Annotated in this window: 12 protein-coding genes and 1 pseudogene; 11 read left to right on the top strand and 2 right to left on the bottom strand. The window is 70.0% G+C overall.

Going from position 1 to position 17,838, the window contains the following annotated elements; translation table 11 throughout:
* Positions 1-235 precede the first annotated feature (235 nt).
* From cimA to ACZ61E_RS31185, 10 genes and pseudogenes are all read left to right on the top strand, one after another.
* On the top strand, positions 236-1,840 hold the full coding sequence (cimA, locus tag ACZ61E_RS31230; RefSeq protein WP_469703645.1) for a citramalate synthase: 1,605 nt from the start codon (positions 236-238) through the stop codon (positions 1,838-1,840).
* A gap of 583 nt (positions 1,841-2,423) precedes the next feature.
* A pseudogene (locus ACZ61E_RS31225) lies at positions 2,424-3,398 on the top strand (LacI family DNA-binding transcriptional regulator); the annotation flags it as partial.
* A gap of 358 nt (positions 3,399-3,756) precedes the next feature.
* A complete protein-coding gene (locus ACZ61E_RS31220) occupies positions 3,757-5,427 on the top strand; it encodes an ABC transporter substrate-binding protein (protein ID WP_469703643.1) in 1,671 nt (556 codons plus the stop codon).
* 12 nt (positions 5,428-5,439) lie between these two features.
* A complete protein-coding gene (locus ACZ61E_RS31215) occupies positions 5,440-6,570 on the top strand; it encodes an ABC transporter ATP-binding protein (RefSeq protein ID WP_469703642.1) in 1,131 nt (376 codons plus the stop codon).
* The gene (locus ACZ61E_RS31210; protein WP_469703640.1) at positions 6,567-7,547 is read left to right on the top strand and encodes an ABC transporter permease; all 981 of its coding nucleotides are present in this window, start codon (positions 6,567-6,569) and stop codon (positions 7,545-7,547) included. Before ACZ61E_RS31215 ends, ACZ61E_RS31210 begins: the two co-directional genes overlap by 4 nt.
* A 3-nt stretch (positions 7,548-7,550) precedes the next feature.
* A complete protein-coding gene (locus ACZ61E_RS31205) occupies positions 7,551-8,585 on the top strand; it encodes an ABC transporter permease (RefSeq protein WP_469703638.1) in 1,035 nt (344 codons plus the stop codon).
* Positions 8,582-9,703, top strand: coding sequence for an ABC transporter ATP-binding protein (locus ACZ61E_RS31200; RefSeq protein WP_469703637.1), 1,122 nt, complete (start codon positions 8,582-8,584; stop codon positions 9,701-9,703). The genes ACZ61E_RS31205 and ACZ61E_RS31200 overlap by 4 nt, the downstream gene beginning before the upstream one ends.
* Positions 9,704-9,801: 98 nt before the next feature.
* On the top strand, positions 9,802-11,211 hold the full coding sequence (locus ACZ61E_RS31195; protein WP_469703635.1) for a GH1 family beta-glucosidase: 1,410 nt from the start codon (positions 9,802-9,804) through the stop codon (positions 11,209-11,211).
* Positions 11,212-11,356: 145 nt separating this feature from the next.
* Positions 11,357-13,234 carry a discoidin domain-containing protein gene (locus ACZ61E_RS31190; protein ID WP_469703633.1) on the top strand — a complete coding sequence of 626 codons (1,878 nt, stop codon included), beginning with the start codon at positions 11,357-11,359 and terminating at the stop codon, positions 13,232-13,234.
* Between the two features lie 277 nt (positions 13,235-13,511).
* A complete protein-coding gene (locus tag ACZ61E_RS31185; protein ID WP_469703631.1) occupies positions 13,512-14,858 on the top strand; it encodes a hypothetical protein in 1,347 nt (448 codons plus the stop codon).
* A gap of 162 nt (positions 14,859-15,020) precedes the next feature.
* Here ACZ61E_RS31185 and ACZ61E_RS31180 read toward each other — a convergent pair whose 3' ends face one another.
* Together ACZ61E_RS31180 and ACZ61E_RS31175 are read right to left on the bottom strand one after the other, a co-directional pair.
* On the bottom strand, positions 15,021-15,635 hold the full coding sequence (locus tag ACZ61E_RS31180) for a YceI family protein (protein ID WP_469703629.1): 615 nt from the start codon (positions 15,633-15,635) through the stop codon (positions 15,021-15,023).
* A 231-nt stretch (positions 15,636-15,866) separates the two neighbouring features.
* Positions 15,867-17,078 (bottom strand): glycoside hydrolase family 64 protein, encoded by a 1,212-nt coding sequence (locus tag ACZ61E_RS31175; protein WP_469703662.1) that lies wholly within the window; start codon positions 17,076-17,078, stop codon positions 15,867-15,869.
* Between the two features lie 426 nt (positions 17,079-17,504).
* On the opposite strand from ACZ61E_RS31175, the gene ACZ61E_RS31170 reads away from it, so the two are divergent.
* Positions 17,505-17,838, top strand: a 334-nt coding sequence (locus ACZ61E_RS31170) for a carboxyl transferase domain-containing protein (RefSeq protein ID WP_469703627.1), incomplete at its 3' end; no start/stop codon positions are given.

The following is a 17,838-nucleotide window of genomic DNA, read 5'->3' as shown; positions in this document are numbered from 1 at the left end:
ACTGCTGGCGTGTTCTCGTTCGCCATGATTATGGGCAGCAGGCGCGCCGGTCCGCAGTGACCGCTACGTACCACCCCGTACGGAGCGGCCATCGTGCCCCAGACCCGCGCGCAGACCTCTCGCACCCGCGAGGGGTTTTTTCGTTTTCCGGCCCGACCCCGGCCGGAACGGGAAGCACGCGACGACGGTGGCGGTGGAGCCAGACCCTCCCTCACTCGACAGGAGTCACAGAGGCATGACCACAGATCCATCGGTCACCGACGACAGTTTCCATGTCTTCGACACCACGCTGCGCGACGGAGCCCAGCGCGAAGGCATCAATCTGACGGTCGCCGACAAGCTGACCATCGCGCGGCACCTGGACGACTTCGGGGTGGGGTTCGTCGAGGGCGGCTGGCCGGGCGCCAATCCGCGGGACACCGAGTTCTTCGCCCGCGCCCGCAACGAGATCGACTTCAAGCACGCCAAGCTCGTCGCCTTCGGCGCCACGCGCCGCCCCGGTGCCGCCGCCGACGACCCGCAGGTCAGGGCCCTGCTGGAGTCCGGCGCCCCGGTGATCACGCTGGTGGCCAAATCACATGACCGGCATGTCGAGCTCGCGCTCCGCACGACGCTCGAAGAGAACCTGGCGATGGTCGCCGACACCGTCTCCCACCTGCGTGAACAGGGCAGACGCGTCTTCGTCGACTGCGAGCACTTCTTCGACGGGTACCGTGCCAACCCCGAGTACGCCAAGGCCGTCGTCAGGGCCGCCGCCGAGGCCGGCGCGGACGTCGTCATCCTCTGCGACACCAACGGCGGCATGCTGCCCGCCCAGATCCAGGCCGTCGTCGCCACCGTGCTCGCCGACACCGGCGCCCGGCTCGGCATCCACGCCCAGGACGACACCGGCTGCGCCGTCGCCAACACCCTCGCCGCCGTTGACGCGGGCGCCACACACGTGCAGTGCACCGCGAACGGCTACGGCGAGCGCGTCGGCAACGCGAACCTCTTCCCCGTCGTCGCCGCGCTGGAGCTGAAGTACGGCAAGCAGGTCCTGCCGCCGGGCGCGCTCGCCGAGATGACCCGCATCTCGCACGCCATCGCCGAGGTCGTCAATCTGACGCCCTCCACCCACCAGCCGTACGTCGGCGTCTCCGCCTTCGCGCACAAGGCCGGGCTGCACGCCTCCGCGATCAAGGTCGACCCCGATCTCTACCAGCACATCGACCCCACCCAGGTCGGCAACACCATGCGGATGCTCGTCTCCGACATGGCCGGGCGCGCCTCGATCGAGCTCAAGGGCAGGGAACTGGGCATCGACCTCGGCGAGGACCGCGATCTGGTCGGCCGCGTCGTCAGCCGGGTCAAGGAGCGCGAGCTGAAGGGCTACACGTACGAGGCGGCCGACGCGTCCTTCGAGCTGCTGCTGCGCGAGGAGGCCGAGGGCAGGGCGCGGCGCTACTTCCGTACGGAGTCGTGGCGCGCCATCGTCGAGGACCGCCCCGACGGTTCGCACGCCAACGAGGCGACCGTGAAGATGTGGGCCAAGGGCGAGCGCATCGTCGCCACCGCCGAGGGCAACGGCCCGGTCAACGCGCTGGACCGGGCCATGCGGGTCGGCCTGGAGCGCATCTACCCGCAGCTGGCCAAGCTGGAGCTGGTGGACTACAAGGTCCGCATCCTGGAGGGCAAGCACGGCACGGAGTCCACCACGCGCGTGCTGATCACCACGGGCGACGGCACGGCGGAGTGGGCGACCGTGGGCGTCGGGGAGAACGTGATCGCCGCGTCGTGGCAGGCCCTGGAGGACGCGTACACCTACGGGCTGCTGCGGGCGGGAGTCGAACCGGCCGAGTAGGCGACCCGCGCACGTACCGCGTACGGGGTGCCGGCGACCGCCCGGCCACCGGCACCCCTCCATGAGCCCCGGAGCCGTCGCAGTCGTACAGCCGAGCCCGCACCGCCGCCCGCCGGAGTGGCCGCGGCCGGTGGCTCCGTTCAACGGCCGGGCGCCATGGGGTCACCGATTCCGCCGCCGTCCCGGCCCGCCCGCGCGAAGCCGCCGACGACGGGGCGGGAATGCGCCGGTACCTCCCGGCGATCATGTGCGATCGAGAACTCCGACATGTCGGTGACGGTCCGGCCGGCCGACCTGCCGCCGAACGCGCGGTCGAACCGCGCGGGTCCGGGAGAGTGCCCCGCCGCCGTGAGCGCGCCGGCGAGAAGGCGAGCGTGACTCCGACCTGAACTCCGGTCAAGAGACTGAACGTTCAGAACCTGAACGCATAACCCCCTCCGGGTCCCCGGGAGTCACCCCCCGAGCAATATCGGTGTGAAGTCTTGACGGTGTTGGTCTGGACCGGTTAACTCACCGCTCACATTGGAACCGGTTCCGGTACCGGTACCGGAACCGGTTCCACCGAACGATTCGAGGCCCGCCGATGCGCGTCACCATTGCGGATGTGGCCCGCGCGGCCGGCGTCAGCAAGACGACCGTGTCCCGGGTCATCAACACCAAGGGCGAGGTCGACGGCAGAACGGCCGCACGCGTCCGTGACGTGATCGCATCTCTTGGATACGTGCCCAGTTCGGGCGCCGTCGGACTGGCCCGAGGCAGCAGCCGTACGGTCGGGATGCTGGTGCCCTCGCTGACCTGGGCATGGATGGGCGAGGTCCTTCAGGGCGTCGTGGACACGGTGGAGGCGGCGGGTTACGGCCTGCTCCTCTTCACCTTCAACCGCGGCGCGGACTCGGTCGAACGCTTCACCACCCAGGTCTCGGCCCGGGCCTTCGACGGACTGCTCGTCGTCGAACCCGAGAACACGCTCGACAAGATCATCGCCCTGAGCCACAAGGGGCTCCCGGTCGTACTCATCGACGACCGCGGCAGCCACCCCGACGAATTCCCCTCCGTCGTGACCACCAATCACGAAGGAGGTGCGTCCGCCGCCCGCCACCTGCTGGCCGACGGACGCAGCAGACCCCTGGTCATCACGGGGCCGGAGCGCTTCGGCTGCGTACGTGACCGGCTCGGCGGCTTCCGCGAGATCCTCCCGACCGACCTGGTCGCCGTGGGGGACTTCACGGAGCTGTCCGGACGCCTCGCCGTCGAGCGGCTCCTCGCCGCCGGCACCCCGTTCGACTCCGTCTTCGCGCACAACGACATCAGCGCCGCGGGGGCGCTGAGAGCGCTGCGCGCGGCGGGACGGTCCGTACCGGACGACATCGCCGTGGTCGGGTTCGACGACATTCCGATGGCCCGGCACACCGAACCGCCCCTGACCACGGTCCGCCAGCCCACCCGGCGGATGGGGGAGACGGCGGCGCGGATGCTGCTCGGACACCTGGGAGGGACGACCGCGCCGGACGAACCGGTCGTTCTCCCGACCGAGCTCGTCGTACGGCAGTCGGCGCCGCTGGCGGGGGTGAGGCCCGGGGGCAACTCCGGGGCGCCCGCCACGAGTCCACCGGCCGTGCTACCCGTCGGCTCCGTACCCGCGTAACCCGTGCCACCCGCGCAACGCGGACATCCGTACGCACCACCGTCACACCGTCAGCACAGCACAACAGGGCACAGCACAGCCGCAACGCCGCACAGCCGCAACGCCGCACAGTCCCGTCCAGGCCCACCCGTGATCCGGTCCACCGCACATCGCACACCCGCACACGGCACACCCGCACACGGCACCTGGTACCCGCACCAGAACCCGGTCCCAGGCCCACAGCCCCACGGCCCACGTTCCACCTGAGCCGCATTCCCTTTCTGGAGTCGCCATGTCCGCACACCGCAAGCTCCGGGCGCTTGCCGCCGCCACCGTCGTGGCCGCGCTCGCCGCCGGATGTTCCTCGGCCAACTCGGATGCCAACCGGTCATCGGGCGGCGCCTCCGGCGTCCTCACCGTCGGTATGCCGAACGGCCCGCAGACCAACAACAGCAACCCGTTCCTCGGCACTTCCGCCGGGGCGTCGCTCGGCTACCGCTACATGATCTACGAGCCCCTGGTGATGACGAACCTGGTGCGCCCCAGCGAGAAGGGCAAGCCCTGGCTGGCGAGCGAGTGGAAGTGGGAGCAGAACTTCACCAAGGTCACCTTCACCATCGACGAGCGGGCCAAGTGGTCCGACGGCAAGAAACTGACCGCCGAGGACGTGGCGTTCACCTTCGGGCTGATCAAGAAGTACCCGGCGCTCAACGGCAACGGTGTGCCCTACGACGGCATAACCGTCGAGGACGGCAAGGTCGTCCTCACCTTCAAGGAATCGCAGTTCGTCAACCAGAACAAGATCACCACGACGTTCGTCGTGCCGAAGCACATCTGGGAGAAGGTCAAGGACCCGGCGACCTGGCCCAACCGCGAGCCGCTCGGCTCGGGACCCTACAAGCTCAAGACGTTCACGCCGCAGACCACCACGCTCGACACCACGTCCTCCTACTGGAAGGGCGAGACGAAGGTGAAGGAGCTCCGCTTCACCTCGTACAACGACAACAGCGCGCAGACCACCGCACTCGCCAACGGCAAGGCCGAGTGGTCGTTCGTGTTCATGCCGAACTACAAGCAGCTGTACGTCGCCAAGGACCCCAAGAACAACAAGCTCTGGTTCCCCTCCGGACTCGGCATCCACGGCCTCTGGTTCAACACCACCAAGGGCCCGCTCGGTGACCCGGCGCTCCGCAAGGCCATGGCCATGGTGATCGACCGCAAGGCGATCCACATCCAGGCGCAGGCCACGCTCTACCCGGAGATCACCAACCCCACCGGCATCCCGCTGCCCGCCGGTGAGTCCTTCCTCGCCCCCGAGTACAAGGGCGTGACGATCAAGCCCGACGTCGCCGGTGCCAAGAAGGTCCTGGACGAGGCCGGTTACACGCTCGACGGCTCCGTCCTGAAGGACCCGGACGGCAAGGCCGTGAAGCTGACCTTCACCGACCCCGCCGGCTGGAACGACTACATCACGGGCCTGTCCATCATCAAGGACAACATCAAGCCCCTGGGCATCGAGGCGAAGGTCAAGACGCAGACCGCGGAGGCGTGGACCTCCGACATCGGCAACGGCAACTTCGACGCCACGCTGCACTGGACCAACTCCGGTGCCACGCCGTACGACATGTACCAGAACATCATGGACGGCGCGCTGCTCCAGCCCATCGGCAAGAACGCGCCGCTCGGCAACTTCGGCCGGTTCGACAGCCCCGAGGCGACCAAGGCGCTGAAGGAGTACGCCAACGCGACGGAGGACTCCGCGCGTACGACGGCCCTCAACACCATCCAGAAGATCATGGTGGACGAGGTCCCGATGGTCCCGACCGCCGCGGCGCCCATCGGGGCCGAGTACTCCACGAAGAACTGGGTGGGCTGGCCGACCGAGGCCGACCCGTACGCCCCGCCGCAGCCGACCCAGCCCAACGCGCTGGACGTCGTACTGCACCTCAAGCCCGCGAAGTAACGAGGCCGGCCGATGACCAACCACGACCGAGACCCCGCCGGGCACCGACCCACCCGGGACGACGACACCGACATCGTGCTCGAAGCGCGCGGCGTCACCAAGCACTTCCCCGTCAGACGGACCGTCGGCGACCTCGTCGGCCGCCGTCGCCGTACCGTCCACGCCGTCGACGACGTCTCGCTGCGCCTGCGGCGCGGCAGCGTCACGGCGCTGGTCGGGGAGTCGGGGTCGGGCAAGTCGACGGTGGCCCGGCTGCTGTCGCAGCTGTATCCGCTCACCGAGGGCGAGATACGGCTCGGCGGCACCCCGGTCAAGGCTGGTCGCGGCCGGTCCTTCCGGGCGTACGTGAAACAGGTCCAGCTGATCTTCCAGGACCCGTTCGCCTCGCTCAATCCCGTGCACACGGTGCGCTACCACCTCACCCGCTCGCTGAAGATCCACGGCAAGCAGGCCACCGAGGCGGAGGCGTGCGAACTGCTGGAACGCGTCCAACTGCTGCCACCTCTTCAGTACTTGGACAAATTCCCGCACGAGCTGTCCGGCGGCCAGCGTCAGCGCGTCGCCATCGCGCGGGCGCTGGGGGCCGACCCCAAGGTGCTCCTCGCCGACGAGCCCGTCTCGATGCTCGACGTGTCGATCCGGCTCGGCGTACTCAACCTGCTGCGTGACCTCAAGGAGCGCCTGCACCTGGCGATCCTCTACATCACGCACGACATCGCGTCCGCGAGGTACTTCGCGGACACGACCCTGGTGATGTACGCCGGCCGGATCGTGGAGGGCGGCGACAGCGAGACCGTCACGCAGCAACCCGCGCACCCTTATACCCAGTTGCTGATCGCCTCGGCCCCCGACCCCGACCGGGTCGCGGACGAGGAGGACCAGGAAGAGACCGGAAGCGGCGAGCCCCCTTCACTCATCTCCCCGCCCGGGGGCTGCCGCTTCCACCCCCGTTGCCCCAAGGCCATGGAGCGCTGCCGCACCGAACTGCCGCCGCGCTTCGAACTCGACGGCGGCCAGTGGGCGGCGTGCTGGCTCTACGAGGACCGCCCCGTGGCCACGGCCGTCCCCGGCGCCCCCGCGAAGGGCGACGGTCCCACCGGCACCGGGCCCGCCCCGAGCACGACGGAGGTGGCGGCGAAGTGAAGTTCGTCCTCCAGCGGATCCTCTTCTACGTCATCACGGCGTGGGCGGCGATCACCATCAACTTCCTGATCCCGCGGCTGATGCCCGGCGATCCGGTCCAGGCACTGATCGCCCGGTTCCAGGGCCAGCTCGACACCAGCGCGATCGCCTCGCTCAAGGCCCTCTTCGGCCTCGACAAGGAACGCTCGCTCTGGCAGCAGTACACCGACTACTGGGGCCAGCTCTTCCAGGGCGACCTCGGGCTCTCCTTCACCTTCTTCCCGACGCCCGTCAGCGAGGTCATCTCGCAGTCGCTGCCCTGGACGCTGGTCCTGGTCGGTCTCACCACCCTGATCAGCTTCCTGCTCGGCACCGGCATCGGGGTCTACAGCGGCTGGCGGCGCGGCTCCTGGATGGACAGCCTGCTGCCCGTCACGACGTTCATCTCCTCGATCCCGTACTTCTGGCTCGGGCTCATCGCCATCGCCCTGTTCGCCGTGAAGTGGCCCGTCTTCCCGGCGGCCGGCGGCTACGACAGCTCACTGGTGCCCGCGTTCGACGTGCCGTTCATCTCCAGCGCGCTGTACCACGGCTTCCTGCCCGGCATCACGATCGTCCTCAGCGCCATCGCCGGCTGGATCCTCGGCATGCGCAACATGATGGTGACCGTCTCCTCCGAGGACTACGTGATGGTGGCGCAGGCCAAGGGCCTCTCGGAGCGCCGCGTGATGTTCTCCTACGCCGCGCGCAACGCGATCCTCCCCAACATCTCCGGCTTCGCCCTCTCCCTGGGCTTCATCGTCGGCGGCACGCTCCTGGTGGAGATGGTCTTCTCCTACCCGGGCATCGGCTATCAGCTCTTCCAGGCCGTCGGTGCCAAGGACTACCCGCTGATGCAGGGCGTCTTCCTGATCATCACGCTCTCCGTGCTCGCGGCGAACCTGCTCGCGGACCTGGTCTATCTCTTCCTCGACCCGCGCACCCGGAAGGAGGCCTGAGCCGTGTCCATTCCCGCAACAGAGGTCGCCGTGCTCGACGCGGCTCCGGCGCCGACACCCTCGAAGCGAGCCAGGCTGCGCTTCCTGCGCGGAGGCAAGACCCTCACCGGGATGTCGATTCTCGGGTTCTTCGCCGTGCTCGCGATCATCGGCCCGTGGATCGCCCCGTACGACCCCGACATGATGAGCGACCAGCTGCTCCAGCCCCCGTCGGGCGACCACTGGTTCGGTACCACGCAGACCGGTCAGGACGTGCTGTCGCAGATCCTCGTCGGCACCCGGGGCGTGCTCCTGGTGGGCTTCGTCGCCGGATTCTTCGCGACGGTCCTGTCGGTGCTGATCGGTGTCACCTCCGGGTTCCTCGGCGGCGTCATGGACGAGATCCTCTCGGCGCTGTCCAACATCTTCCTCGTCATCCCCGCGCTGCCGCTGATCATCATCATCGCCAGCTTCGTCTCCGACGCGGGCGACCTGCTGATCGCCGTCGTGATCGCCTTCACCTCATGGGCCTGGGGGGCGCGGGTGCTGCGCGCCCAGACCCTCTCGCTGCGCAAGCGCGACTACGTCGAGGCGGCGCGGGCGACCGGCGAACCCACCTGGCGGATCATCGGTTTCGAGATCATGCCGAACCTCACCGCCGTGATCGCGTCCGGTTTCGTCGGCACCGTCATCTTCGCCGTCCTGCTGGAGATCACCCTCGCCTTCATCGGTGTCGCCGACATCTCCAACTGGAACTGGGGCACCGTCCTGTTCTGGGCGCAGTCCAACCAGGCGCTCGCACAGGGCGCGTGGTGGTGGTTCGTTCCCGCCGGGCTCTGCATCGCGCTCCTCGGCACCGCCCTCGCACTGATCAACTTCGGCATCGACGAGTTCGTGAACCCGCGCCTGCGCACCGAGACCGGCGCCTCGCGGAAGATCCGGATGCGGGTCGGCTTCACGCCGGTGGCGCGCACGGACCGTACGAACGGGGCCGCCCCACCCGAACGCGCCCCCGCACGGACGCCCGACCGCACGCCCGACAAGGAGCCCCGTTCATGACGACCGGACGCCCCGTCCTCACCATCAGCGGCCTCAATGTCGACTACGGCACCGGCCCCGGCGCGGTCCACGCGCTGCGCGACATCGACCTGACCCTGCATCGCGGCGAGGTCCTCGGCCTCGCCGGCGAATCGGGGTCCGGCAAGTCCACGCTCGCCTACGCCGTGACGCGGCTGCTCTCCCCGCCCGGGGTGATCACCGGCGGCGACGTGCACTACCACCCGCCGGGTGACGACGCGGCCCCGGTGGACCTGCTGACGCTCACGCCGCAGCAGTTGCGCGCCTTCCGCTGGCAGGAGCTGTCGATCGTCTTCCAGGGCGCGATGAACTCCCTCAACCCCGTGCACACGGTGCACAGCCAGCTCACCGACGTGCTCAAGGCGCACCGTCCGGCGATGAGGTCCGCCGAGCGCACGGCGCGCGCCGAGGAGCTGCTGACCCTGGTCGGGATCTCCCGCGACCGGCTCGGCGCCTTCCCGCACCAGCTCTCCGGCGGCATGCGCCAGCGCGTGATGATCGCGATGGCGCTCGCCCTGGAGCCCGAGATCGTCATCATGGACGAACCGACCACCGCGCTCGATGTGGTGATGCAGCGTCAGATCCTGCGCAAGCTCGTCGCGCTCCGCGAGGAGCTGGGCTTCTCGGTCGTCTTCATCACCCACGACATCTCGCTGCTCGTCGAGTTCTCGGACCGGATCGCGATCATGTACGGCGGCCGGATCGTCGAGGAGGCCGGCGCCGCCGAGATCTACCGCGACCCGCGGCACCCGTACAGCGACGGACTGCTCCACTCCTTCCCCGCCCTGCACGGCCCCCGCAGGGAGCTGACCGGTATCCCCGGCTCGCCGCCGCACCTGACGGCGATGCCGACGGGCTGCGCCTTCCATCCGCGCTGCGGCAAGGCGTTCGACCCGTGCGCCGACCACGTACCGGCGCTCACCGCGCCGGACGCCGCCCCGGGCGGCGCGCCCGATCGCACCGTGGCCTGCTGGCTCCACCGGTCCCCGCCCGCCCCGGTCGCGGAGGCCCCGGCTTCCCCGGCCCCCGCCGCGGAGGCCGGGCCCGGCACCGGCGCCCCGGAACCCGCCGACGGCGCATCGACGGCCCGCTCCGGCTGATCCGCCCCCCCGACAACCCCGGCCACGTCTCGCGCTCCACGCTCCACGCTCCACGCGCCCCGCCCGCGCCGTGCGCTCACCGATGAACCAGGAGACCCATGAACGCCACCCCCGTCCAGGACCTCGCCCGCCCCACCGCGGCGATCAAGGGCCTGCCCGCCGACTTCCGCTGGGGCGTCGCCACCTCCGCCTACCAGATCGAGGGAGCCGCCGCCGAGGACGGCAGAACCCCCTCGATCTGGGACACCTTCTGCCGGGTACCGGGAGCGGTGGAAGGCGGCGAGCACGGCGACGTGGCGTGCGACCACTACCACCGGATGCCGCAGGACGTGGAGCTGATCGCGGGCCTCGGCGTCGACACGTACCGCTTCTCGCTCGCCTGGCCGCGCATCCAGCCCGGCGGGCGCGGACCGGCCAACGCGAAGGGCCTGGACTTCTACAAGCGCCTCGTCGACGAGCTGCACGGCAGGAACATCACTCCCTGGATCACGCTCTACCACTGGGACCTGCCGCAGGAGTTGGAGGACGCGGGCGGCTGGCCGGCCCGTGACACCGCCTACCGTTTCGCCGACTACGCGGCGCTCGCCTACGACGCGCTCGGCGACAGCGTCACGCACTGGACCACCCTCAACGAGCCCTGGTGCTCGGCCGTCCTCGGCTACGACGTGGGCGTACACGCCCCCGGCCGCCAGGACTTCGGCGACTCCATCCGCGCCGTGCACCACCTCCTGCTCGGCCACGGACTCGCCTCGCGCCGCATCCGCGACGCCGCCGGCGACAACCCGCTCGAACTCGGCATCACCCTCAACCTGGGCACGGCCACGCCCGAGACCGACAGCGAGGCGGACCGCGAGGCGTGCCGCCGCGCCGACGGCCAGGGCCGGCGCCTCTACCTCGACCCCCTCGTCCACGGCCGCTACCCCGAGGACGTCGTCGCCGACCTGGCGCTGCGCGGCGCCGAACTGCCCGTCCAGGACGGCGACCTGGAGATCATCGCCAATCCGCTGGACGTCCTCGGCGTCAACTTCTACCGGGGCGCCCTGTTCTCCGGTGTCACCGAGAGCGGCTCACCGGTGGACGACGACGGGCTGCCCGTCACCCGCGGCGTGCCCCGTGACCTGCCCCGTACCGCCATGGACTGGGAGATCACGCCGACCGAACTCACCGACCTCCTCCTGGGCATCCAGGAGGACTACGCCATCCCCACCGTCATCACCGAGAACGGAGCGGCCTTCGACGACACCGTCGCCGCCGACGGCTCCGTCCCGGACGCGGACCGGACCGCGTACCTCGCGGACCATCTCGCAGCCGTCGCCGAGGCGCGCGCACAGGGCGCCGACGTACGCGGCTATTTCGCCTGGTCGCTGATGGACAACTTCGAGTGGGCGTACGGCTACGACAAGCGCTTCGGCATTGTCCGCGTCGACTACGACACCCAGGTCAGGACCCTCAAGGACAGCGCCAAGTGGTACCGCGACACGATCGGACTCACCCGCGAGGCGCGATAGGTCCCACCGGACCCCCGGCTCCCGCTCCGCCCCGGCGACGGCAACCCCACGGGGCGGGGGCGGGACCCGTCCGCCCGCACGCGTCGATCGCGGTAACACCCCGTACGGACATCGCTCCATTCACCCGCTTTCCACGGAGTAGTCGATGCCCCCACGTACGTCCTTACTCGCGACCACGACCCTCGCCCTGCTCGCGCTGTCGGCACCGCTCGCCTTCAGCGCGCCGCCCCAGCCGAGCGCCGTCCGGGCCGCCGCGGCCTGGAACACCGACCGCGCGGCGGAAGCAGTCGCGGCCAGACCGGCGGCCGTCACCGCCTCCGGCACCGAGAACGCCGGCACCCCCGCCACCGCGGCCTTCGACAGCAACCCCACCACCCGGTGGGCCAGCGACTTCGCCGACAACGCCTGGATCCAGGTCGACCTCGGCAGCGTCATCCGCGTCAGCCAGGTCAAGCTCGAATGGGAAGCCGCCTACGGCAAGCAGTACGTCCTGGAGATCTCCAGGAACGGCACCGACTGGACGGACTTCTACACCGAGAACGAGGGCACCGGCGGCACCGTCACCGCCCACACGTACCCGCAGGAGGCCACCGGGCGCTACGTCCGGATGCGCGGCGTCGAGCGTGCCACCGCCTGGGGGTACTCCCTCTTCTCCTTCCAGGTCTTCGGCGGCGAACCGGCCCCCGCCTCCACCACGCGCACCAACCTGGCGCTCAACCACCCCGCGTACGGCAACCTCTACCAGCACGCGGGCAACTCGCCTGCCTTCGTCACCGACGGCGGCTGGCCGGCCGACCTCAAGGCCGATCAGTCCCGCTGGTCGAGCGACTGGAACCAGAACCGCTGGGTCGGGGTGGACCTCGGCGCACGGTCCACGATCAACTCGGTCGACCTGTACTGGGAGGCGGCCTACGCGGTCGACTTCGACCTCCAGGTCTCCGACGACAACCGCAACTGGCGCACCGTCCACCAGCCTTCGGCCGCGCAGGTCGCCGAGCGGCGGGCGAACATCAAGTCACCGGGCGAGGCCGTCGGCAGGCACGACACGATCAATCTGCCGACCCCGGCGACCGGCCGCTACGTGCGGATGCTGGGCAAGGAGCGCCGCTCCTTCTACAACCCGGCGCCGTCCACGGCGCAGTTCGGCTACTCGCTGTACGAGTTCCAGGTCTGGGGCACCGGCGGCAGCGCGGCCGCGGCGTACCCCGCACTGCCGCAGAACCAGAGCGGTGCCTACCGGCAGACCTTCTTCGACGACTTCACCGGATCCGGCCTCGACCGCGACAAGTGGCGCGTGGTCCGCACCGGCCAGGAGATGGGCTCCGTCAATGGCGAGTCGCAGGCGTACGTGGACTCGCCGGACAACATCAAGACCCAGAACGGGGCGCTCGTCCTGGAGTCGAAGTACTGCAAGGGCTGCACCACGGTGCCCGGCGGCGGCACCTACGACTTCACCTCCGGCCGCATCGACACCAACACCAAGTTCGACTTCACGTACGGCAGGGTCAGCGCCCGGATGAAGCTGCCCGTCGGCGACGGCTTCTGGCCGGCGTTCTGGCTGCTGGGCAGCGACGTCGACGACCCGTCGGTGTCCTGGCCGGGCTCGGGCGAGACGGACATCATGGAGAACGTGGGCTACGCCAACTGGACGAGTACCGCGCTGCACGGCCCCGGCTACTCGGCCGCGGGCAACGTCGGCAAGTCGCAGACCTTCCCGAACGGCGGCCGGGCAGACCAGTGGCACACCTACGCCGTCGAGTGGCAGCCCGAGGGCATGGTCTTCACGGTCGACGGCCAGGTCGTGCAGACCACGTCGCGGCAGAAGCTGGAGTCGACCCGCGGGCAGTGGGTCTTCGACCACAACCAGTACGTGATCCTCAACCTGGCGCTCGGCGGCGCCTACCCCGCCGGGCACAACCAGGTCACCACGCCGTACTGGGGCCTGCCCCAGTCGAGCGTCGACAGGATCGCGCAGGGCGGGGTGAAGGCCGAGATCGACTGGGTGCGGGTGGAGCAGAAGTAGCCGACCGGATGTGACGGCGCGGGCGCCGCGCCGTCCTGACCCCCATGAGTGACGCACCCGGGCCTCCCCGCCCGGGTGCGTCACTCGCTCCGGGGAGCGGCGGGCGGGCTGGACCGCCCCGCCGCGCGGCGGCACCGTCGCCGCCCCGCCCGTACGTCACCGTCCCCCGTAGTGCACCCCCGGCCGCGCGGTGGCACCACACCGGCCCCTGTTCTGTCCTTGTTCCGTCATATTCCGACCAGTCCGGATCGTGCCGCCCTCCGGTACCGTCGGTGATATGAGGACGAGGCTGTTCACCACTCTGTCCGGGTTGCTGCTCGCCTTCTCGGGCGCCGCCGTCGTGGCGGCGCCGGGCGCGCAGGCGGCAGCCACCGGCCCCGATGCCGTGGCCGAGGCCTTCAAGAAGGGCCCGGTCTATGTCGACCCGCGCGCCTCCGGCCAGCTCTCCAGCTCCGACGCCGACGCGCTGACGAAGAAGATCAAGGACGCGGACAAGCCGGTCTTCGTCGCCGTCCTGCCGCAGGCCGCCGAATTCGACCCGGACACCACGCTGCTGAACAGACTCCGGGACGCGACCGGGGTGTCGGGCGTGTACGCCGTCCGCCTCGGCGACCGGTTCGACGCCGCCGCCGACGCCCGTGTGCTGCCGCCGAACACGGTCCGTTCGATCACGGACGGCGCCAGGGGCACGGGCCCCGTCGCGGCGTCGGTGGAACTCGACAACTTCGTGGACCAGGCCCTCGCCGAATCCCGCGGTCAGGCGCCGGCGGGCTGGGACACCTCGTCCGGGGACGGCACCGGCGGAGGAGACGCCACGACCGGGCTGATCACGCTCGGAGGCATCGTCGTGCTGGGCGGCGCCGGGGTGTACGCGGTGCTGCGCCGCAACCGCCTCCGTAAGGAGGAGCGCGACAGGCAGGCCCTGGAGAAGCTCAGGGTCGTCGTGGACGAGGACATCACCGCCTTCGGTGAGGAACTCGACCGTCTCGACTTCCACCCGGGCGAGAAGGGCGCGGACGACGCGATGCGCGCCGACTACGAGCACGCGCTGGACGCGTACGAGAAGGCGAAGTCGCTCATGGCCGCCGCCGGGCGCCCCGACGACGTACGCGGAGTGACCGAGGCACTGGAGGACGGCCGGTTCTCGCTCGCCGCGCTGGCCGCCCGACGCGAGGGGGCGCCGCTCCCTGAGCGCCGTTCGCCCTGTTTCTTCGATCCCCGGCACGGTCCGTCGGTCAAGGACGTGGACTGGTCGCCGCCGCCCGGCGGCGCCGTACGCCCGATCCCCGTCTGCGCGGCCGACGCCGCGCGCCTGGAGGACGGCGACGACCCGATGACGCGGATGGTGCAGACCGAATACGGTCCGCGTCCGTACTACGAGGCCGGGCCCGCCTACGGTCCCTGGGCCGGAGGCTACTTCGGCGGCGGCATCCTCCCCGGCCTGCTGGTCGGCACCCTGCTCGGTACGGCCCTGAGCACCCCCGCCTACGCGGCGGACTACGGCGGCGGCGACTACACCGGCTACGACGGTGGCGGATCCGGCGGCGACTGGGGCGGCGGTGGCGGCTTCGACGGGGGAGGGGACTTCGGAGGAGGCGGCGGCTTCGACGGCGGGGGCTTCTGACGCGACGGCGGGGGCTTCCGCCGCCCGTCCCGCCAGGTGGCGTTCCGCCGGCCCGCACGGCTCCGCCGCCGCGCGCCGCTCCTGCTCCCCGCGCACAGGTACTCCGGGCCGCGCGGCCCGGAGTACCTGTGCTGCGAGCACCCGTCCCCGGGTGCGACGGGGTCAGGCGGCGGCGGGCTTGTTCTTGATCGCCGAGATGTCGAAGATCAGCTTGACCTTGTCACTGACCACCACGCCGCCGGTCTCCAGGGCCGCGTTCCAGGTCAGGCCCCAGTCGGAGCGCGAGATCGTGGTGCCGCCCTCGAAACCGACGCGCTCGTTGCCGTAGGGGTCCGTGGCCTTGCCGTGGAACTCCAGGTCGATGGTGAGCGGCTTGGTGACATCCTTGATGGTGAGGTCACCGGTGATGCGGTACTCGTCGCCGCCGACCTGCTCGGCGCCGGTCGAGCGGAAGGTCATCTTGGGGAACGTCTCGGCGTCGAAGAAGTCGGCGCTGCGCAGGTGACCGTCGCGGTCCGGCGCGCCCGTGTCGATGCTCTCGATCTCGACGTCGATCGACGCGGAGGAATTCTCCGGCTTCGTGCCGTCCAGGCTCAGCGTGCCCTCGTGCTTGCCGAAGGTGCCGCGGACGTTGGTGACCATCGCGTGGCGCACCTGGAAGCCGATGCTGCTGTGCGTCGGGTCGATGGTGTATTCACCGGTCAGCGCCGCCAGCTCGGGGTTCACCTCGGTGACGGTGGCGGAGCCGGACTCGGACTTGCGGTTGAAGAGTGACATGGTTTCTCCCGGTAAACGTTTGTTTAGCCTTCAAGTACATTTACCGTAGACCTCTCTCGTTCAAATTTCAACTTCTTCCGCCGATCGGGTGACGGCGCGCGGTGGTGCCGCCGGGTGCCGTGCCCCCGTACCCGCCCGTGAACGCGGCACCGAACGCGCATGACGGTGCCCCGTCACCCCCTCCTCACGAGGGGGTGACGGGGCACCGTCGGACCGCCGGGGCTCCGGGTCTCAGGAGCCGACCGACACGGTGAAGCGCCGCGGGTTGCCGTCGTGCGCCGCGCCCGAGACGTCCGGCTCGCCGTCCGGCCGTACGTCGTCGTACGGGAACGCGTACCCGATCGGGGTGTTCGCGTGCAGCACCCGCGCCCAGTGGTTGGTGGACGGATCCTTGTAGTAGTCCTCCGCGTTGGCACCGTTCGGCTGGTCGGGGTGGGTGAGCAGCGTCGAGCGGTTGAATCCGGCCGCCAGCCGCGCGAGGAGCCCCTTCTTGTCGTCCGAGTCGTCCGGGTTGTTGGTGAAGGGGCCGTGGTTGCAGGTGAAGATGTCCTTCGAGGACGGCTTGGAGAAGGTGTGGCCGCCCTCGAAGGTGAGCGTGTCACCGCTGACCCGGCCGGCCAGCACGCCGCGACCGCCCTGGAGGTCGATCCTGAGGTCCTCGCCGGCGTACTTCTGCCAGACCTGGTCGATGTAGCCGTCGAAGACGTCCCTGAAGGGCATCTCGTCGGGCCTGTCGAAGTACGGCGCCATGGCGTTCTGCGGGGCGATGACCCGCAGGACCTGGCCGTCGGAGCCGCGCGTGATCAGCTTGTCCCACGGCTGCCCGTCCTCCGCGGCCTGCGCGGTCAGACCGTCGGCGATCTTCTGGAGCGCGCCCTCGGGCAGCGGGGCGACCTCGTGCGTGGCGTCACCCTCCAGCGTGATGCCGATGGGCAGCGCGGTCACCAGGTCGACGTAGCTGATGTTGGAGTACAGCTGCTGCGGGTTGAAGGTGAACTCGCAGAACGACCACGTGCGGCCGTAGTTGGGGTCGTCCTCGCTCGCGAACGCCGGCTCGACCAGCGACGGCCCCGGGTTGAGGAAGAAGTCGAGGGTGTCGTCGCGTACGAAGTAGACGCGCGCGCCGAACATCTGAGGCAACGTCAGCGTCACCGCCGCGCCGCCCGCGGCGTTCAGCGGAATGGCGCAGTCGACCGGCAGCGGGGTGTTCGCCTCGGCGGGCGACTCGGGCTTGTAGACGGTGCCGTCGGCACGGAGCAGCACCCAGCGGTCCGTGCCCTGCTCGTGGCCGGTGACGTACGCGTTGACCGAACCGGGCAATGACTTGTTCACCAGGGCGATTTCACAGGTCTCGGCGGCTGCCGACGCGCGGGGACTGAGAGCGCTTCCCCAGGCGGGGTAGGTGAGCGCCGTGGCCGCCGCGGCCGTGCCGGTCAGAAACATTCTGCGCGATATCACGGATGTTCTCCTGGGATGTGGGGGGAACGCGGTGGGGCGCGGTACATGGGGGGCGCGCCTCGCGTCTGCGCCCCACTCTCGCCAGGTGTCCCGGACGCGTCAAGAGTTGCGACTGAGAGCGCTCTCAAAAGTTTGGGAGTCTTCACAACCTGACGCGGTTCGCTCACTCGCGGGCATCACCCGCCACCCTGAGCCCCCGCTCGACCGCCGCCGGACACCTCGCCCCTGTCCAACTGTCGTCCGCGCGACGTCCGGCTGACATCTGGAGGAACCTCACAAGCGCCAGGGGCTCCGGGCTGTCGATTCGTCCCGCGCGTGACCCGGTTCTGTCCAGCCCCACCAGGAATCCGGGCAGGAGACTGTGTGGAGTCGACGGCGGCTTTTCGCGTCCGGAGTTCGTAGGGTCGGTACATGACCGTTGTGGACCAGACGCCGAGTGAGCCCGTCGACGCCCGTGGACGCGTGGCCGAGCTGCACTCGCTGCGGGGGCAGGCGCTGAGCGGGCCGAGTGACCGTGCGACCGAGGCGCAGCACGCCAAGGGCAAGCTGACGGCGCGTGAGCGCATCGCGCTGCTGCTGGACGAGGGTTCGTTCCGGGAGGTCGAGCAGTTGCGCAGGCACCGGGCGACGGGGTTCGGGCTGGAGGCGAAGAGGCCGTACACGGATGGTGTGATCACGGGCTGGGGGACGGTCGAGGGCCGTTCGGTGTTCGTGTACGCGCATGATTTCCGGATTTTCGGTGGTG

It is taken from the genome of Streptomyces sp. NPDC104581 (genome assembly GCF_055583685.1).
Note: the sequence above shows the minus strand (reverse complement) of the source record. Positions and strands in the feature narration are given on the sequence as shown.